Below are 16,882 nucleotides of genomic sequence, written 5' to 3' on the forward strand. Positions count from 1 at the left end.
CTGAGCGCGCCGAGGCCGACGACCGCGACCGCGGCGCCCGCCGCGAGTCGGCGGAATCGGGTACGAAGCATGGGGGTACCTCCTTGGTGGTGGTTGGGGGGACGGTTCAGCCCTTGACCGCGCCCGCGAGCGACCCGGACGAGAGCCGGCGCTGCATGAACGCGAAGAAGATCAGGCTGGGCAGCGTGGCCAGCAGTGAACCGGCGGCCAGGGGACCCAGCCGGGCGGTGCCCTCGATGCCGACGAACCGGGCCAGCGCCACCGGCAGGGTGGCCAGCTCCGGGGTCTTGATCAGCACCAGTGCGAAGAAGAACTCGTTCCAGGCCGAGATGAAGGAGAACAACGCGGTCGCGACCAGGCCCGGAGCGAGCAGCGGGAAGACCACCCGCCGCAGCACCTGCACCCGGGTGGCGCCGTCGACCGACGCTGCCTCCTCCAGCTCCCTCGGGATGTTGCGGACGAAGCCCTGCAACATCCACAGCGCGAACGGCAGCGCCCAGACCACGTAGATCAGCACCAGCCCGGCGTGCGTGTTGGCCAGACCGACCTGCCGCAGCACCAGGAAGATCGGGATGATCAGCAGTACGAACGGGAAGAGCTGGGACAGCAGCACCCAGCCCAGCGCGGCGGTGCCGAGCTTGGAGCGGAACCGGGCCAACGCGTACGACGCCGGCATGGCGACCAGCACGGTCAGGACCGCCGAGGCGAGGGAGACCTGGAGGCTGTTGAGCGCTGCCCGGCCCAGCTCCTGTTCGGTGAACGCCTGCACGAAGTTCTGCAGTGTCGGGTTGTCCGGGATCAACGTCGGGTGCAGGCGTACCAGTTCGCGCGGCGGTTTGAACGCCGTGGAGAGCAGCCAGACCAGCGGGAACCCGAGGAAGATCAGGTAGCCGGCGAGCGCCAGGTACTGCAGCGTCCGGCTCGTGCGGCTCGGTTTTCCGAACATGTCAGTTCGCCTCCCTGAGCCGGCGACGGAGATAGACCGCGAGCAGCGCGATGATGATCACGACCATGACGTTGCCGAGTGCCGCCGCGTAGCCGTAGTTGCCGTAGCGGAACGCCTCCTCGTACGCGAAGAGCATCGGCAGCATCGTCTTGCCGCCCGGTCCACCGGCGGTGAGCACGTAGACCAGGCCGAACGAGTTGAAGTTCCAGATGAAGTCCAGCGAGGTGATCGCCACGATCACCGGCGCCAGCGCGGGCAGCGTGACGTGCCGGAACCGGTGCCAGGTGCTGGCCCCGTCCACCGCCGCCGCCTCGTGCAGCTCGCGACCCACACCCTGTAGGCCGGCGAGCAGGACGACAGTGGTCTGCGGCATGCCCGCCCAGACCCCGACGATGATCACCGCGGGCAGTGCGGTGCTGAAGTCGCCCAGCCAGTTCGTCCGCAGTCCGTCGGCCCCGACGCGGTGGAAGAACTCGTTGATCAGGCCGGCGTCGGGGTGGTAGACGAGCTTCCACAGGATGCCGACGACGACGGGCGGCATCGCCCAGGGCACGACGGCCAGCACCCGCGCCACACCTCGGAACCGCAGTTGCTGGTTGAGCAACAGCGCCAGCCCGAGGGCGAGCAGGAACTGCAACACAGTCACCCCGACCGCCCACAGAAGGCCGATCTTGAACGAGTTCCAGAACAGCTCGTCGCCGAGGAGGTCCCGGTAGTTGGCCAGGCCGGTGAAGCTGACCTCGACGTTGCGACCGGCGCGGGCGTCGGTGAAGCCGAGGTAGATGCCCCGCAGCAGGGGAAACACCGACAGCACCAGGATCGGCAGCAGCGACGGCAGCAGGAGAAGGTAGATGGTGGTGCGGTCGGAGCGGAACCGGTTGCGCCGCCGGGCCGGCTCGGCCCGTTCGACGTCCGGCCGCTCGGTCAGGGTGGTCATGCGGTCACCCCTTCGCTGGACGGGTGGGTGGTGGGTGGGCCGGCGGGTCGAGGGACCGGCAGGGTCGCGGCGCTGGACGCGCGAACGACGAGACTTGGCGGCACCTGCTCGCGTCGCGGCGGCACTGTGGCGTCGGCAATGCGGTGCAGGAGCAGTTCGGCGGCTCGGCGACCACGCTCGGCCGAGCCGAGCGAGACGCTGGAGAGCTGGGGAAACATCATCCGGGCCAGTTCGGTGTCGTCCATGCCGACCAGGGCGACGTCCTGCGGCACCCGACGGCCGGCGACCAGCAGGGCGTGCAGCGCGCCGACCGCGATGAGGTCGTTGGCGCAGACCAGGGCGTCCGGGTCGGCGCGGGCGAGCAGTCGCTCGGTGGCGGCGCGGCCGGCCGCGTACTGGAAGTCGCCGACCTCGATCAGGTCGGCGTCGAGCGGGATGCCGTGTCGGGTCAGGGCGGCCCGGAATCCGGCGTCGCGGGCGGCGCCCGGAACGGTGTCGAGCGGACCGTTGACGAAACCGATCCGCCGTCGGCCGGTGGCGACGAGATGGTCCACGGCCAGCGCCACACCGTGGCGCGAGTCGGTACGCACGTTGTCGATCGGAGTGTCCTCGCCGAGCTGGCCGACGACCACCACCGGCACCGGACTGTCCACCAGCGCGGTGAGGTGGTCGTCGGTGACCCGGATCGGCGAGACGATCATGCCGTCCACGTAGCGGTTGGCCAGTCGTCGCAGCAGAGCGGTCTCGTTGTCGATCCGCCCGCCGGTGGCGTGCACCAGCAGTTGCCGCCCGGAGGACGCGACCACGGCCTCGATGGCCCGCATCATCTCCACGTAGACCGGGTTGCCGATGTCCTCCACCGCGAGCGCGATCAGACCCGTGCGCTGGGACTGCAACGACCGGGCGATCGCGTTGGGCACGTAGCCCACCTCGGCCGCCGCCTCACGAACCTTGCGGATCGTCTCGGGGCTGCCGCCGACGCCGTTGAGCACCCGTGAGGCGGACGCGATGGAAACGCCGGCGCGGGCGGCGACGGTGTGCACCGTGGGCCGGCCGTCCGCCGGTTCCTGTAAACGTTTACGACCCACGTTCGGCACCTCCACCCGATAGCTGTAAACGTTTCCGGGGAGTCTGCTCCGCAAGTGGCGGAGAGGTCAAGGGCCCGTTACGAAAACGTTTCCAACCCCCGCGACCCGCACCCCACCGCGCACCCCCCGCACCACCGCACCGCACCTCCCACTCCGCCGCGTTGATCATGAAGTTATTGCCCTGCGCAGCGGCGTGTCGTGGCGATAACTTCATGATCAACAGTTCCGGGGGGTGGGGTGCGGGAGGGGTGGGGTGCGGGAGGGGTGGGGTGGGGTGGGTTCAGGTGGGGAGGCGGAGCTCTCGGCCGGGCCAGCGGGAGCGGAGTCTGCGGTCGTGGCTGGCCACGACGATGGCACCCGGGCCGGTGCCCAGCGCGTCCTCCAACTCGTCGCAGAGCGTCGGCGAGAGGTGGTTGGTGGGCTCGTCGAGCAGGAGCAGCTCCGGCGGATCGGCGACGAGCACCGCGAGGGCGAGCCGACGGCGTTGTCCGACCGACAGGTCGGCCACCGGGTGGTCGAGGTCCGCCGGGGCGAGCAGCCCGAGGGACGACAGCGGTACGGCAGCGGCCCGTTCCATCCCGACGGCCCCCTCGAAGACCTGCCGGGCGGTCCGCCGCGCATCCGCGAAGACGCTGTCCTGGGTGAGCAGGCCGACCCGCAGCTCCGGTCGTCGCCAGAGCGTTCCGGCACCGGTCAGCCGGCCGGCGAGCACGGCGAGCAGGGTCGACTTGCCAGCACCGTTGGGGCCGGTCACCAACAGCCGGTCGCGGGACCTGAGCTCCAGGTGCGCCACCCGCAGTCGGCCGGGAACCTCCAGCCGGTCCGCCGTGACGATCACGCCGTCACTGTCGCCGACGGTGAGCGCCGTCGCGTGAAAGCGCAACGGCTCCGACGGCACCGGAACGGGGTCGCGCTCGATCGTCTCCAGTCGACGGACGGCGTCGCGCACGCGCCGGGAGATCTGGTTCTGAACGCGGCCGGCGGTGTGCCCGTACCCCATCTTCTCGCTGTCGCGCGGGCCCCGGCCGTGGGCGACCTGGTGCCCGGTCACGGCGGCGGCCTCGCGCAGGTCGGCGAGGAGCGCCTGCTCCTCGTCGTAGCGCCGCCGCCACCGTTGCGCCTCGGCACGCTTGGCCGTCAGGTACGCCGTGTAGCCGCCGCCGAAGCGGACCGGTCCGTCGACCGCCGGGTCCAGGTCGATGAGATCGGTGCAGACCGCGTCCAGGAAGGCCCGGTCGTGGCTGGCCACCACTACCACCCCCGGCATGGCACGGAGCTGGTCCTCGCAGAACGCCGCCGCCGCGTCGTCGAGATGGTTGGTGGGCTCGTCGAGCAGCAGCGCGCTCGGCCGGCGGATCAACGTCGCCGCGAGGGCGAGCCGGCCACGTTGCCCACCGGAGAGCGCGCCCAGCATTCGGTCGTGGGGCAGCCCGCCGAGACCGAGGCCGTCGAGGACCGTGCGGGCACGCCGGTCGGCGTCCCAGGCGTCGCGGTCCTGCGCCCGCTCCAGCACCTCGCCGTACGCGGCCAGCAGCCGGTCGTGCTGCTCGGTGCCCTCCGGCGCGTCGGCGAGCGCGACGCCGATCCGGTCCAGCTCGGCGAGGTCGGCGCGAGCCTCACGCAGCGCGTCGTCGAGGACGGCGGCGATGGTGGCGGATCCCCGCAACGGCAGTTCCTGGTGCAGGAAGCCGACGTCCGGTGGACGAGTGACGGTGCCGGAGTCGGGTACGTCGACGCCGGCCAGGACCCGCAACAGGGTCGTCTTGCCGGTGCCGTTCTCACCGATCAGGCCGATCCGGTGGCCGGGCGCGGCAGTCAGGGAGACGCCGTCGAGCACCCGGCGGTCGCCGCGGACCCGCACGAGGTCATGGGCGGTGAGAGCAGGTCGAACAGACATGGGGAACCTCGGATAAGGACGATCCGGGGCGCACACCGGCACCCCGGCGGAAGCAGGACATGACGACGGAGGCCGCGGCGACGGAGGCGCGATCACGCGCCCGTCGGCGGCCGGTCCGGGTGCTCACCCGGAGATGTCGTCGTCACCTGCCACGTCTGCTCCGATCTCCCAGAACTCGGGCGCAAGAATAACCGTGCCGGCTTCGGCTCAGCTCCCGCCCGTGCTCGACGAGCTGTTGTCCGACGAGTTTCCCCGCCGGGACGTGTATCGGCCCGCCAGTCGCCCGGCCCGAGCGCGACGCCCCAGCACGGCGATGATCGCCAGCAGCAGGCCAGCGCAGAGCACGACCCCGCCGCCCACCAGTGCCGCCGCCATCCCTACCGACATGATCGACCACCCCTCTCCGACCGCGACCGACACGGCCGGACGGGCAGATCCTGACACGATCAGGCCGTCCGGGCGCTTGCCCGCAGGGAGTCGATGGTGAGGTCGAGGGCCGCTTCCAGGTGGTCGGTCCTTCCGGTGGAGAGCAGCAGGAGTACGCCGCCCTGAATGCCGGCGAGCAGCGCCGCCGCGGCGCGGTCGGCCTTCACCTCGGGGGCGATGTCGCCGGTCGACTGCATGTGCCGGATGCCCTCGGCGATCTTGGTTTGCCAGCGCCACATGAGCCCGGTCACGATCGCCTGCGCGCCCGGCGCCCGCCGCCCGGTCTGGCCGAGCAGACCGTTGAGCGGGCACTTCACCCCCTGTGCCCGGTAGCGCTGGATCAGTCGGTCACGCCACGCCAGCCAGGCCGGCCAGGACGTCAGGTTGCTGAGCATCGGCTCCTGGTCGAGCAGGACCTGGTCCGCCTCGTGCTGGGCCACCGCCAGCAGCAGTTCTTCCTTCCCGTCCGGGAAGTAGTGGAAAAGTTGGCCCTTGCTGGTGCCGGTGTGGGCCATCACATCCTCGAGGCGTACCTCGTCGACGCCGCGCTCACGGATCTCGGCGGCGGCGCCGGCGACGATCCGCGCCCGGGTGGCCTCACCCTTGCGGGTCAGCGCTTTTGTCATGAGACCTCCCTCACCGCTTGCCCCTCGTGCCTGCCCGACTGACCCTAGCTCGGCTTTTGGACTTGCAGGTCCAATTTTGTCGAGCAAAGGTCTGGAAAACGGTCCGCTCGGGCCGCCACGTGATCGAGAGGACACAACGATGAACCACTACTACCTGCTCGGACGGTCCGGTCTGCGGGTGAGCCGGCTGGCGCTGGGCACCATGAACTTCGGCGTCGACGGATTCCACGCCGCGTACGGCAAGACCGAGGAGGAGGCCGAGCCGATCTTCCGCCGGTATCTGGAATCGGGCGGCAACTTCATCGACACGGCGGACTTCTACACCGCCGGCGAGAGCGAAAAGATCCTCGGCCGGCTGATCGAGCGGGCTGGCGTGCGCGAACGGCTCGTGCTCACCAGCAAGTTCACCAACACCGTCGACCCGAGTGACCCGAACGCGAGCGGCAACGGCCGCAAGCACATCATGCGGGCCGTCGAGGCGTCACTGAGCCGACTGGGCACCGACTACATCGACCTGTACCTGCTGCACACCTGGGACCGGATCACCCCGGTCGAGGAGGTGGTGCACACTCTCGACGACCTGGTGCGTGCCGGCAAGATCCGGTACGCCGGCCTCTCCGACGTACCGGCCTGGTATGCCACCCGGGCGCAGAGCTACGCCGAGGCGCACGGTTTGGCCCCGATGATCAATCTGCAACTGCCGTACTCCCTGGTCAGCCGCGACATCGAGGCGGAGTACGTGGCGATGGCCCAGACCATGGGCATGGGGCTCACCGCATGGAGCCCGATCGCCAGCGGCCTGCTCAGCGGCAAATACCGGCGCAGCGGCGACGGCCTGAGCGGGACCGGTCGGTTGACCAACCCCGACACCGGCGGCCGCGAGGTCAGCGCCAGCGAGTGGCAGGTCATCGACGCCCTGGAGAGCGTCGCCACCGAGTTGGGCCGCAGCATGGCCCAGGTCGCGATCAACTGGGTCGCCACCCAACCCGCAGTGGCCTCGGTGATCATCGGCGCGAGCAGCGCCGAGCAGATCGGCAGCAACTTCGAGGCGCTCGACTTCGAGATCCCGGCCGACGCGCGCCGCCGTCTCGACGAGGCCAGCGCTCCGCAACTCGGGGTGCCCTACGTGATGTTCACCCCGCAGTACCAGTCCTGGGTGGTGAGCCCCGGCCTCGGCATCGGCGACAAGCCGGCCGGCTACGCCCCGCCGGTGTTCAACGCCAAGTAGAACCTCGCACGACCCCTGCCCCTACCCCTACCCCGCGGGGGATTTAGCGGTGGGTTGGTGTGGGGTCTGGTTCTGGTGCTGGTGCACCCTCGTAGAGCGCCACGTACAGCCGGCGCAGCTCGTCGCCCTCAGCGCCGAGGGCGGCGAGGTTGAGGGTGTTGTGTTCGACGCCCAACGTCTCCGGCAGGGTGCACACCCGCAGCGGTATCGCGTTCGCGTCGGCGATCCGGCGCGGCACGTCGACCGCCGCCCTGAGATCCACCACGCCGTCGAGAGGGCTGATCGCGACCGCCGCGCTCCGCAGACCGGTCCGCCGCGGCGGCTTCGGCAGGGTGCGCGCGATCGTCAGGTACTGGGTGACGGCAGCGAGGGAGTATCCCCGCGACGTGACGCGATCCCGCAGAACGCGACGCCCGTACAGCGTGATGAGCGGTTTCACCGCGTAGGCCGGCGCCTGTCGCGGATTAGGAGCAAAGAACGGCGACAGCAACAGCAGATGCCGTACGACGTTTCCCGGCACCTGGGCCAGCCAGGCGGCCAGCACGGCGCCCCCGGAGATGCCCACGACGCCGACCTCGTCTCCCAGGGCCGCCGCGACGGCCCACCCCTGCGCGGCGTACGTCGTCAGCTCACCGGCCTCGACCCGGTGGTGGGCCCGCCGGTCGACGGTCCCGTGCCGGGGCGCCCGCGGAACCCAGACGTTGTAACCACTGTCGAAGAACTCCTCGGCCAGCCGTTCGTACTGCTCGGGGGCGAGGGTGTAGCCGTGCAAGAGCAGCACGGCCCGGCTGGTACGGGAACCGTGGCTCAGCAGGCGACTGCGCGACTCCGGTCGCACCTCCGGATCGGCCGTCTCGGCGGCGATGATGGCCGCAGCGGCACGGGTGGCCGTGTCGAAGTCGAGCGGTCGGGCCGGCGCGACCCGTAACCCACTGCGGCCCACCGGCCAGAGGTAGAGCCCGGCGACCGCCGCCACGACGAGCGCCAACCCGCCGACGAGGAGCGCGATGATCTCCGGCATGGTCAGATGCTGACAGGGGACGCGTTCGACGCCGGCTGAGGGGGTGCGCCCGGGTGACCGGGCGCACCCGGTCAGCTATTCCTTGCTGTTCGGCGGCGCGAAGACGACCCGGGTGCGCAACTGCCGAAAGCCGGTCCGCTCCAACTCCGCCAGTACCGCCACCCGGTGCGAGTCCACGTCGGCGATGACCTCGCGGGCACCGCCGGCGGCCAGCACCCGGACCGCCTCGGCCAACAGCTCGGGCCGGGCCGCCTCGTCGAGCAGGCCGAGATAGGCGATCAGTGGGAAGCAGGCGTCCCCGGCCGTTCCGGCCAGGCCCACCGGCTTACCTGCGTCCACCACGACGCGCCACTCCTCGGTGGCCTCGCCCAGCCAGGCGAGCGGGTCGGTCGCCAGGTCGACGCCGCCGACGGCTCGGGCGTTCTCGACGCCGGTCAGTACGTCCGGCTCGGCGGTCCTGGCCACCAGGGCGTTGATCTCCGCCACGTCGACGGGTCGACGGAACTCGTACCGCCCGGAGGACGCCGGCAGGGGGGTGCCCGTCCAGGAGCAGCGGAGTCGCTCCCCCCGCTCGACCAGCCCGGCGAGGCGAGCGGCCGCCATGGGCGCCCGCACCACGGCCAGTACCTCGGGCCGACGCCGCCAGTGCGCCGGCAGCGCGGCGTAGTACAGACCGGGACCGCCCAGCGCCTCGTGGGCGGCACGCAGCAGCTCGGCGCCCACCTCCGGCTCGGCGTCCAGGTCGAACCGTTCCAACCACGGGGCACCGATGGCACCCGGCGGGAGGACCCAGGCTGCCCGACCGACCACCCGGCCGGCACGGAGGGCGACCCAGGTGTTCTCGGGCCGGTAGCCGCCGCCGGCGATCCCGTCGGCGTACGCGACCTGGCGCAGTTGGGGCAGCGGATCAGGCATGGAGTCGAACAGGTTTTCCTCGCCCGCGACGAGCGGACGGATGACCAGATCAGTCATGGGTTGGTCCTCCGGGAAGCGCGCGCCCCGGACTCAGATCCGCGCGGACGCCGGAGCGCGGAGGGGGCGCAGAACATCGGACATTGTTCTGACCTCCTTCCAGCTCGACGGCGTGCCCGACGACCATACGCGGACTGGTCGCCGGCCCGCAACAGATCGTCACAGCGTCGGGTTGGTCTCCGACCCACGCTTGTGGGCACGCTGGTCGTACACGGTGATGCCGGCCAGGATCACGGCCGCGACGGCCGCCACGGCGATCGGCGGGAGCAGCACCATCGGCGGGGCCGCCAGGATCAGCGCCGCCGCGCCGAAGTACAGCGCCCGACACCGTGGCGCGGATCGGTTCTCCTTTTCCAGGACGCTCCGACCGATCAGGAACAGCACCGGGCCGCCGAAGATGATGACCACCAGAGCCCAGTCGATCGGCGGGTGCGGATCCTCGATGACCTGACCGAAGCCGACGGCGGTGCAGATGATGCCACCAACGATCAACAGCAGGCTGTAGCTCGCCCACCGCGACAGCTGGATCCCCTCCCCGCTCGGGGTCGAGGCGTGGCCGGATCTGACGTGGTAGAAGTAGATCCGCCAGAACGAGACGACCGCCACGAACGCGGCGATGAGGGCGATGGTTCCCTCGGTGGTGAAGCCCGGGAAGCTGACCGCGGCGCCGGCTTCGAGCACGACCTCGGCGAGGGCGATCATGAAGAACTGGTTGTACCGCTCGGCGAGATGCTCCTGGGAGACGGTGACCCCCAGGCCGGTGAGCTGTCGCTTGCCCATGCGGGGCAGGGGGTAGGTGGTGGCGGCGCCGATCAACTCGATGGCGAGAGCGAGGGTCCAGAAGACGCCCCGACCGAGACCACCGCTGATGCCGCCACTGATCCAGAGCACGCTGGACGCCAGGTGCCAGGTCAGCACCCGGAGCGCGAACGCCTGGCCCGCGTGACCCCGCAGGGCGAACGACAGAAAGAGCGGTCGGCCGACCTGGATGACGACGTACGTGCAGGCGAAGACGACCCCGCGTTGGCCGAAGGCCTGCGGCAGGGTGACCGCCAGCACCAGCGTGCCGAACATCGTCGCCAGCAGGACGGCCTGGAGATCGGGGCGCCGGGGGTCGTAGGTGCTCGCCAGCAGGGCGTTGAGCGACCAGATCATCCACATCGCCGTGAAGAAGAGGACGGTCTGGCCGGCCTCGGACAGCAGTGTGTGCCGGACGATGGTGAGGTCGTCGGCGACCCGCCCGGCGAGGCGGGCCAGCGCGAAGACGTAGACGATGTCGAAGAGCAGTTCCAGGACGGTCGCCGAGCGGGGGCTCTTGCTGTCCCCGAGCCCACGGAAGAACTCGGTGCGCGTCAGCACGGACGGCGGGACAGCTCAGCCGGCCAGGGTCGTCGAGACGGGCGCACCTTTGTGGTGACCCCGTTCCGCTGCCATCGTCCCCGAGCCTCCCTCGCCGACCGGCCCACCTGATCCCTATCTGCGTATTTTATCCACCTTCATCGGGTCTCCGTCGCTGATGGCGGATACCGGGTCGGCGGTACGCCGGATCATCTGTGCCGTCACCCTGCGGTACGAGCCCGGGTCGACGGGGAGCAGCCACTGCCGGGCCCGGGTCAGCGGGCCGACGTTGAGCCCCAGCTCGTCGAGCACCTCGTCGACGTTGTGCATCGAGAACGGGATGATGTTCGTGCCCCGAGCGTGCCGTCCGTTGGTGCGCTTCGTCATCCAGAACAGTCGGGCGCGCACCTCGTCGCGCATCTGGACCTCGGTCGGCAGCGTGATCCCTCCCCGCAGGTACGCAGCCGTCCAGACCGCCGCCATCTCCGCGCTGAGCGGGCTGAAGAACGACGAGTTGTAGCCGGCGAACGTCAGCCGCGGCACGCCGATCGGCAGGATCTGCCGGTAGAGCATGAAGTTGCCGGCGTCGTCCTGAAGCCGGGCGTGCAACGCGTGGTCGAAGAACGGCACGTGCTGGCGGAAGCCCGTACCGCAGATCACCAGGTCGGCAGGGAGCACCGTGCCGTCGGTCAGGCGCGCGGCGGGCCGGCCACCGTCGACCAGCAACTCGGTGATCACCTGTTCCCGGTGTACGGCGATGCGGCCGTCGGTGACCCGCTCGAAGAAGCCCTCGGTGGCGAGGCTGACCGTGCTGCGGGCGATGTCCTCGAAGCTGCCGTTGGGCACGAGGCCCAGCTCGCGCAGGTTGAACTGCCGGGTCGCGACCGAGCCGACGCTGTCGACCATGCGTTGGCGCAGACCGTTCCCCGGGCCGTGCAGGAACCGCTCGAAGCCCTTCAGGTGCAGGTAACGGAAGAGCGCCTCACCCATCCGGGTGAGCAGCAGGTACTTGTAGTTGAGCGCTCCACCGAGCTTGCGGGGCATCTTCCAGAGCAGTTCGCGCGCCACCACGTGGGTCTGGGCGGCGACCTCGCTCACCGGGACCGCCACGTCGCAGGACGACTTGCCGTACCCGACCACGAGGACGTTCCTGCCCCGGGCGGCCTCGATGTCGTGGAACTCCCCCGTCGCCAGTACGCGCCCTCCGGCAGCCGCGAAGCTCGCGTGCCCGTCGAAGGACGGGACGACCGGGTCGGAGAAGATGCCGTTGGCGACGACCAGGTGGTCGTACCGTTCCACGGTCAACGGCGCCGGGGCGCCCGCCGGCCGCGAGGTCACCAGCCACCCGGTCTCGTCGTTGACCAACTCGGCCGAGGCGACCTCCGTGGACAGGCGCAGCGCGCTGGCCAGCCCGAACTTCTCCACGTAGCTCTCCAGGTACCGCTGGACCTGCTCACCCGACGGCCACTGCGGGCAGTCGGCGGGCATCGGCAGGTCGGAGAGGTGGTAGGTGCCCTTGTCGTTCTGGGTGTGCAGGCCGGGGTATCGCCGGGTACGACTCCACACCCCGCCGACGTCGGGCGCGCGCTCGAGCACTGTGACGTCGAATCCGCTCTGCCGCAGCACCTTGGCTGCGCTCACACCGGCGAATCCGGCACCGACGACGGCAATCCTCATGATCTCCTCCGAAGGACGTACGAACCGTGCCGGCGCTGACCGCCCGCGGTGCTCGCACGCTAGCGAGCAGGCCACGAAGGTCGCTATCCGCTCGACGCGGGCGCTGTCCGCGGTACGCAGCCAGACCCTTTCCTGTCGGGTCGACGGCTTTCGGATCTGGTCCGGCCCGGTCACGCCTTACGGTCAGCGCGACGGGACGCCCGGGAGGTGTCGGATGGATGCGGTGACGGTCCGGACGGACGACGTCGACCGGGCTCGCGCCGAGGTGGGTCGGGTCTTCTGTCCACACCGGCTCACCCCGCAGGCGGGTGTGCACGCAGTGCGACTGCGGATGGCGGCTCGCCGGGCGGGCGGGGTGGGCGTCATCGACCTGGACTACGGGCAGGCGGTGCGCATCCAACCGCCAGCCCTGGAGACCTTCTACCTCGTCCAGATCCCCAGCGCCGGCAGCACGATGGTCCGGCACGCTGGTCAGACAGTGACCTCGACCCCCGACGTCGCCTCGGTGCTGTCCCCGTACGACTCCTCGGACATGCGGTGGTCCGAGGGATCACCCCACCGGATCTTCTACGCCGACCGGCGCGCCGTCGACCGGGAACTCGCCCGCCTGCTGGGCCACCCGGTGGACGACCCGGTCCGCCTCGACGTCGGCATGCTCATGACCACTCCGACCGCGCAGGCGTGGGCGCGCGGGGTGGCGTTCCTCGCCGACGAGCTGTCCCAGCCGGCGGACGCGTCCCTGTTCGACCACCCGCAGGTAGCCGCCCGCTTCGAACAGGGGCTCATCGGCAAGCTTTTGCTGGCCCATCAGCACAGCCACTCCCACCTGCTGGCCGAGCCGGGCCAGCACGCCCACCCCGGGCGTCTCGTCCGCCGGGCCTGCGCCCTGATCTCCGAACACCACGGGGAGGCGCTGACCGTCGGTGACGTCGCCGAGGCGCTACGGGTGAGCGTACGGACACTTCAGGACTGCTTCCGCCGTGAACTGCAGATCACCCCGACCGCGTACCTGCGGGCGTGCCGACTCGACGCGGCGCACCGCACGCTCCGCTCCGCCGCGCCGGGGGCGTCCGTGACGACGGTTGCCCTGCAACACGGCTTCGTGCACCTCGGTCGGTTCGCGACCGAGTATCGGAGCCGCTTCGGCGAGACACCGTCCACGACCCTGCGTCGGTGACGACCGTCGCCTCGTCCCGCCCTCCGCACGGTCGGCCCTTGCCTTGACGCTGACGACAAGGTTTAGCGTGGTCGCGACGGGCCGATGGAGGAGGTTGGATGCTGATCGGCGAGCTGGCTGAGCGGGCCGGCACGAGCCCTCGCACGCTGCGCTACTACGAGGCGCACGGATTGGTACGGGCGCAGCGCTCCCCCAACGGTTACCGCGACTATGACGAGTCGGAGCTACGCGTCGTACGGGAGATCCGGGCGCTGCTCGACGTCGGGTTCGGCCTCGACGATGTTCGGCCGTTCGTCGCCTGCCTCCGGGCCGGCAACACGTCCGGTGACGTCTGCCCGGACTCGGTGCTGGTGCTGCGGCGCAAGATCGTCGAAGTCGAGGCCGTCATCGACCGGCTCGGCGCGGTGCGCCAGCAACTGCACAGTCAACTCACTCAGGCGATCGCACATCGGGAGAAGACATGCCCCAGGAGACGCACATAGGCTCGCTGGTCACCGTCACGGACGACACATTCGCGGAGCTGGTGCTGGCCAGCGACCGACCCGTTGTCGTCGATTTCTGGGCGGACTGGTGTCCCCCCTGCAAGGCCATCGAGAAGAGCCTCGCCGAACTGGCCCAGGAGTTCGGTGACCGGATGGTCGTGGCGAAGCTCAACTCCGACGAGAATCCCAGAGCGACCCGTAGCTACCGGGTGATGTCCCTGCCGACGCTGCTCGTGTTTCGTCAGGGCGAGGTCGTCGGCTCGACAGTGGGGTCCAGGCCGAAGACGTACCTGCGAGAGACCCTGACCGCGCAGGCCGGGTGGTAACGGCCAGCGGTGCGCCCCCGGGGGTCGGTCCAGACGCCCAGGGTTTCGCCCGAGATCATCAGCTGTGGAAATCGTTATCCCGGTGCGGCCGGCCAGTCTCCTGAGGGGAGGCAGGTGACGGATCTTCCGTCATCGTCTCCGTCAGTCAGCGGTACGACCTAACGAGGGAGTCGAGACGATGCGCGCAACCGGCCAGGGTGAGGCGGACGCCGCGAGGGGGAACCGGGGCGTCCACGCGGAACCCCGACGCGGGATGCTCGGCCGCCTCCCGAACAACGTGAGGCGGCTGCTGTGGCCGCTGCTCGTGGCCGCCGCGGTCGCCGTACTGGTGACGGGTGTGATCGTCGTGGTGCAGCCGACCGGGCCGACGCCCGCCCCGGCGGCGACGCAGGCGCTCGACGCGTCACCGTCCACGAGCCCGCTGCCGGGCACACCCGCCGCGGCCACGCCCGCCGCCACGGCGAGCCCGACGGGGACGGCTCCCCCGTCGACGCCGGCGGCGAAGCCGACATCCGGGCGTCCGGTCGCCCCGGCGGCCACCGCGGTGACCTCCAAGCGCAAGGGCGTCGGCGTGTGGACCTTCGACGGCGTCAGCCAGGCGTTGGCCAACTCCGGGGCGAGTTGGTACTACACCTGGGACGTGAAGCACCAGGGCGTCACCAGCCCGCAGGGCACCGAGTTCGTCCCGATGATCTGGGGGGCGAAGAGCGTCACCGCGAGCAACCTGCAACAGGCCAAGCAGAACGGCCGTTACCTGCTCGGCTTCAACGAGCCGGACCTGAAGGGCCAGGCCGAGATGACCGTCGAGCAGGCGCTTGAGCTGTGGCCGCAGTTGCAGGCCACCGGCCTGCCGCTGGGCAGCCCGGCAGTGGCCTGGGGCGGCGACCGGCAGGGCGAGTGGCTCGACCGGTTCATGGCCGGGGCCAAGCAGCGCGGCTATCGTGTCGACTTCATCGCCCTGCACTGGTACGGCGGTGACTTCACCACGGCCAACGCGGTCAACCAGCTCAAGTCGTACCTCCAGGCCGTGCACGACAGGTACAACCTGCCGGTCTGGCTCACCGAGTTCGCCCTGATCGACTTCTCCAACGGCGTCCGTTTCCCCACCCAGGCACAGCAGGCCGCGTTCCTCACCGCGGCGACGAAGATGCTGGGTGGGCTGTCCTGGCTTCAGCGGTACGCGTGGTTCGGCCTGCCCGCGACCGACAAGGACCAGACCGGCCTGTTCCGTACCGGCAGCACCGCCACCGCCGTCGGTCGCGCCTACCAGGCGGCACGCTGACCTACAGCACGTCCACGTGATCTCGCCATGAGTGCCGCGGCTCGTAACCCAGCACCCGGCGGGCCTTGTCGATGCTGAGCAGGGTCTCGTGCTCACCCAGCTCCTTGCGGATCTCGACGCCTGGGTAGACCTCGGCCATCAGGCTGGCGCTGGACCGGGTCATCACGGTGTCGGCGTTGGCGATGACGAAGACGTCGGCACCGGGCTGGTCGTGCGCGAGCGCGCGCTCGACCGCCTGGGCCCCGTCGCGCGCGTCGATGTAGCCCCACAGGTTCCACCGGCGCAGCTGCGGGTCGGCGTCGAACGAGGGGAACGGCGCGTAGTCCTCGACATCCATCACGTTGGAGAAGCGCAGACCCACCATGACCAGTTCCGGGTCCCACCGGCAGAAGTGCCGGGCCATCTCCTCCTCAAGTGCCTTGTTCAACGAGTACGTCGACTCGGGCCGGGGCGCGTACTCCTCGTCGACCGGCGCGTACGGCGGCGGTGTGTCGAACGGCAACCCGAGCACCGTCTCGCTGGACGCCCAGACGACCCGCTTGATCCCGGCCGCCCGCGCGGCGGCGAACACGTTGTACGTGGCGGCGGAGTTGTTCGCGAACGTGGTCGCGTTCGAGATCAGCCCGGGGGCCGGGACCGCCGCCAGGTGCACGACCGCGTCGACGCCGCCCGCGTGCTCGTCGGCGCCCCCGGTGAACGCCTCCACCACCTGCCCGTAGTCGGTCAGGTCGACCAGGAGGAACTCGCCGTCCACGTCGCGGGGGTCGCGGCCGCCGGCGCGGTCCACCGCCAGCACGTCGACACCCGCGGCCCGTAGGTGGGCGACGACGGCGCGGCCGAGCTTGCCGGAGGCGCCGGTGACGACGACACGCCTGGGCAGTGCGGAGATGCTCATGACCACATCTTCGCCGCCGCCAGCGGCAGCCGGGCAGCGGGGTGGGATCGGCCCGCCGCGCCGCGATCGCGATCCGAGCGCGATCGGGTGGGCAGGTGCGTAACGTGCAGGGGTAAACGTTGTCGCGAAGAGGAGACTTCATGTCCAAGCCACCGCTTCCCGAGGCCGCGGTCGCCATGCTGCAGAAGCCGAACCCGGCCGTCATGACCACGCTTCGCAACGGTGGTCAGCCGGTGTCCGCCGCCACCTGGTACCTGTGGGAGGACGGCCGGATCCTGGTGAACATGGACGAGAGCCGCCGCCGGTTGGAGCACGTCCGCAACGACCCCCGGGTGTCCCTCACCGTGCTCGACGAGGCTGGTTGGTACACCCACGTCAGCATCATCGGGCACGTCGCCGAACTGCGCCCTGACGAGGGCCTGGCGGACATCGACCGGTTGTCGAAGCACTACACCGGCAACGCGTACCCACGGCGGGAACGCGCCCGGGTCAGCGCCCTGATCGAGATCGACCGCTGGCACGGTTGGGGTGCGCAGAAGGACAACAACCAGGTCGGCTGACCGT

The 16,882-nt window shown here is 70.4% G+C and carries 17 protein-coding genes; 6 read left to right on the forward strand and 11 right to left on the reverse strand.

The features are described from left to right. Nucleotides 1-106 precede the first annotated feature (106 nt). The 6 genes from AB0B48_RS16285 to AB0B48_RS16310 form a co-directional block, all read right to left on the reverse strand. On the reverse strand, nucleotides 107-946 hold the full coding sequence (locus tag AB0B48_RS16285; RefSeq protein ID WP_238667634.1) for a carbohydrate ABC transporter permease: 840 nt from the start codon (nucleotides 944-946) through the stop codon (nucleotides 107-109). Nucleotide 947: 1 nt separating this feature from the next. Beyond that, a complete protein-coding gene (locus AB0B48_RS16290; RefSeq protein WP_355010245.1) occupies nucleotides 948-1,883 on the reverse strand; it encodes a sugar ABC transporter permease in 936 nt (311 codons plus the stop codon). Continuing rightward, nucleotides 1,880-2,971, reverse strand: coding sequence for a LacI family DNA-binding transcriptional regulator (locus tag AB0B48_RS16295; protein WP_357201748.1), 1,092 nt, complete (start codon nucleotides 2,969-2,971; stop codon nucleotides 1,880-1,882). The genes AB0B48_RS16290 and AB0B48_RS16295 overlap by 4 nt, the downstream gene beginning before the upstream one ends. Nucleotides 2,972-3,251: 280 nt before the next feature. Then, nucleotides 3,252-4,868, reverse strand: coding sequence for an ABC-F family ATP-binding cassette domain-containing protein (locus AB0B48_RS16300; protein WP_357201750.1), 1,617 nt, complete (start codon nucleotides 4,866-4,868; stop codon nucleotides 3,252-3,254). Nucleotides 4,869-5,075: 207 nt separating this feature from the next. Next, nucleotides 5,076-5,255: a hypothetical protein gene (locus AB0B48_RS16305; RefSeq protein WP_357201752.1), complete on the reverse strand. Its 180-nt coding sequence runs from the start codon at nucleotides 5,253-5,255 to the stop codon at nucleotides 5,076-5,078. Between the two features lie 59 nt (nucleotides 5,256-5,314). Further along, nucleotides 5,315-5,920 (reverse strand): TetR/AcrR family transcriptional regulator, encoded by a 606-nt coding sequence (locus AB0B48_RS16310; RefSeq protein ID WP_357201755.1) that lies wholly within the window; start codon nucleotides 5,918-5,920, stop codon nucleotides 5,315-5,317. A 139-nt stretch (nucleotides 5,921-6,059) separates the two neighbouring features. Here AB0B48_RS16310 and AB0B48_RS16315 point away from each other — a divergent pair, with 139 nt between their 5' ends. Further along, nucleotides 6,060-7,148 carry an aldo/keto reductase gene (locus AB0B48_RS16315; RefSeq protein WP_357201758.1) on the forward strand — a complete coding sequence of 363 codons (1,089 nt, stop codon included), beginning with the start codon at nucleotides 6,060-6,062 and terminating at the stop codon, nucleotides 7,146-7,148. A 43-nt stretch (nucleotides 7,149-7,191) separates the two neighbouring features. Here AB0B48_RS16315 and AB0B48_RS16320 read toward each other — a convergent pair whose 3' ends face one another. The 4 genes from AB0B48_RS16320 to AB0B48_RS16335 all read right to left on the reverse strand — a co-directional run bounded on the left by AB0B48_RS16320 (nucleotide 7,192) and on the right by AB0B48_RS16335 (nucleotide 12,156). Continuing rightward, entirely contained in the window at nucleotides 7,192-8,169 is a 978-nt protein-coding gene (locus AB0B48_RS16320; protein ID WP_357201761.1) for an alpha/beta fold hydrolase, read from the reverse strand. Between the two features lie 75 nt (nucleotides 8,170-8,244). Beyond that, a complete protein-coding gene (locus tag AB0B48_RS16325; RefSeq protein ID WP_357201764.1) occupies nucleotides 8,245-9,141 on the reverse strand; it encodes an acetyltransferase in 897 nt (298 codons plus the stop codon). 159 nt (nucleotides 9,142-9,300) lie between these two features. Then, nucleotides 9,301-10,500, reverse strand: a complete 1,200-nt coding sequence (locus AB0B48_RS16330; RefSeq protein WP_357201766.1) for a low temperature requirement protein A — start codon at nucleotides 10,498-10,500, stop codon at nucleotides 9,301-9,303. Nucleotides 10,501-10,614: 114 nt separating this feature from the next. Next, a complete protein-coding gene (locus AB0B48_RS16335; protein ID WP_357201769.1) occupies nucleotides 10,615-12,156 on the reverse strand; it encodes an NAD(P)/FAD-dependent oxidoreductase in 1,542 nt (513 codons plus the stop codon). Nucleotides 12,157-12,370: 214 nt separating this feature from the next. Here AB0B48_RS16335 and AB0B48_RS16340 point away from each other — a divergent pair, with 214 nt between their 5' ends. From AB0B48_RS16340 to AB0B48_RS16355, 4 genes are all read left to right on the forward strand, one after another. Further along, a complete protein-coding gene (locus AB0B48_RS16340) occupies nucleotides 12,371-13,333 on the forward strand; it encodes an AraC family transcriptional regulator (protein ID WP_357201772.1) in 963 nt (320 codons plus the stop codon). 98 nt (nucleotides 13,334-13,431) lie between these two features. Then, complete coding sequence (locus AB0B48_RS16345; RefSeq protein WP_357201775.1) at nucleotides 13,432-13,815, forward strand: MerR family transcriptional regulator; 384 nt, start codon at nucleotides 13,432-13,434, stop codon at nucleotides 13,813-13,815. Next, nucleotides 13,794-14,141 carry a thioredoxin gene (trxA, locus tag AB0B48_RS16350; protein WP_357201778.1) on the forward strand — a complete coding sequence of 116 codons (348 nt, stop codon included), beginning with the start codon at nucleotides 13,794-13,796 and terminating at the stop codon, nucleotides 14,139-14,141. The genes AB0B48_RS16345 and trxA overlap by 22 nt, the downstream gene beginning before the upstream one ends. Before the next feature lie 178 nt (nucleotides 14,142-14,319). Continuing rightward, nucleotides 14,320-15,423 (forward strand): glycoside hydrolase family protein, encoded by a 1,104-nt coding sequence (locus AB0B48_RS16355; protein ID WP_357201781.1) that lies wholly within the window; start codon nucleotides 14,320-14,322, stop codon nucleotides 15,421-15,423. A 1-nt stretch (nucleotide 15,424) separates the two neighbouring features. Here the strand turns inward: AB0B48_RS16355 and AB0B48_RS16360 are convergent, their stop codons facing one another. Continuing rightward, nucleotides 15,425-16,318: an NAD(P)-dependent oxidoreductase gene (locus tag AB0B48_RS16360; RefSeq protein ID WP_357201785.1), complete on the reverse strand. Its 894-nt coding sequence runs from the start codon at nucleotides 16,316-16,318 to the stop codon at nucleotides 15,425-15,427. A 140-nt stretch (nucleotides 16,319-16,458) separates the two neighbouring features. On the opposite strand from AB0B48_RS16360, the gene AB0B48_RS16365 reads away from it, so the two are divergent. Next, nucleotides 16,459-16,878: a PPOX class F420-dependent oxidoreductase gene (locus AB0B48_RS16365; RefSeq protein WP_196926210.1), complete on the forward strand. Its 420-nt coding sequence runs from the start codon at nucleotides 16,459-16,461 to the stop codon at nucleotides 16,876-16,878. Nucleotides 16,879-16,882: the final 4 nt, after the last annotated feature.

It is taken from the genome of Micromonospora sp. NPDC049089 (assembly GCF_040648775.1).
Taxonomy (GTDB): Bacteria; Actinomycetota; Actinomycetes; order Mycobacteriales; family Micromonosporaceae; genus Micromonospora.

Bases quoted from the DNA above. Each gene is read 5' to 3' on its own strand.
- AB0B48_RS16285 (WP_238667634.1), bottom strand. From the start codon at position 946: ATGTTCGGAAAACCGAGCCGCACGAGCCGGACGCTGCAGTACCTGGCG.
- AB0B48_RS16290 (WP_355010245.1), bottom strand. From the start codon at position 1,883: ATGACCACCCTGACCGAGCGGCCGGACGTCGAACGGGCCGAGCCGGCC.
- AB0B48_RS16300 (WP_357201750.1), bottom strand. From the start codon at position 4,868: ATGTCTGTTCGACCTGCTCTCACCGCCCATGACCTCGTGCGGGTCCGC.
- AB0B48_RS16305 (WP_357201752.1), bottom strand. From the start codon at position 5,255: ATGTCGGTAGGGATGGCGGCGGCACTGGTGGGCGGCGGGGTCGTGCTC.
- AB0B48_RS16310 (WP_357201755.1), bottom strand. From the start codon at position 5,920: ATGACAAAAGCGCTGACCCGCAAGGGTGAGGCCACCCGGGCGCGGATC.
- AB0B48_RS16315 (WP_357201758.1), top strand. From the start codon at position 6,060: ATGAACCACTACTACCTGCTCGGACGGTCCGGTCTGCGGGTGAGCCGG.
- AB0B48_RS16320 (WP_357201761.1), bottom strand. From the start codon at position 8,169: ATGCCGGAGATCATCGCGCTCCTCGTCGGCGGGTTGGCGCTCGTCGTG.
- AB0B48_RS16325 (WP_357201764.1), bottom strand. From the start codon at position 9,141: ATGACTGATCTGGTCATCCGTCCGCTCGTCGCGGGCGAGGAAAACCTG.
- AB0B48_RS16335 (WP_357201769.1), bottom strand. From the start codon at position 12,156: ATGAGGATTGCCGTCGTCGGTGCCGGATTCGCCGGTGTGAGCGCAGCC.
- AB0B48_RS16340 (WP_357201772.1), top strand. From the start codon at position 12,371: ATGGATGCGGTGACGGTCCGGACGGACGACGTCGACCGGGCTCGCGCC.
- AB0B48_RS16345 (WP_357201775.1), top strand. From the start codon at position 13,432: ATGCTGATCGGCGAGCTGGCTGAGCGGGCCGGCACGAGCCCTCGCACG.
- trxA (WP_357201778.1), top strand. From the start codon at position 13,794: ATGCCCCAGGAGACGCACATAGGCTCGCTGGTCACCGTCACGGACGAC.
- AB0B48_RS16355 (WP_357201781.1), top strand. From the start codon at position 14,320: ATGCGCGCAACCGGCCAGGGTGAGGCGGACGCCGCGAGGGGGAACCGG.
- AB0B48_RS16360 (WP_357201785.1), bottom strand. From the start codon at position 16,318: ATGAGCATCTCCGCACTGCCCAGGCGTGTCGTCGTCACCGGCGCCTCC.
- AB0B48_RS16365 (WP_196926210.1), top strand. From the start codon at position 16,459: ATGTCCAAGCCACCGCTTCCCGAGGCCGCGGTCGCCATGCTGCAGAAG.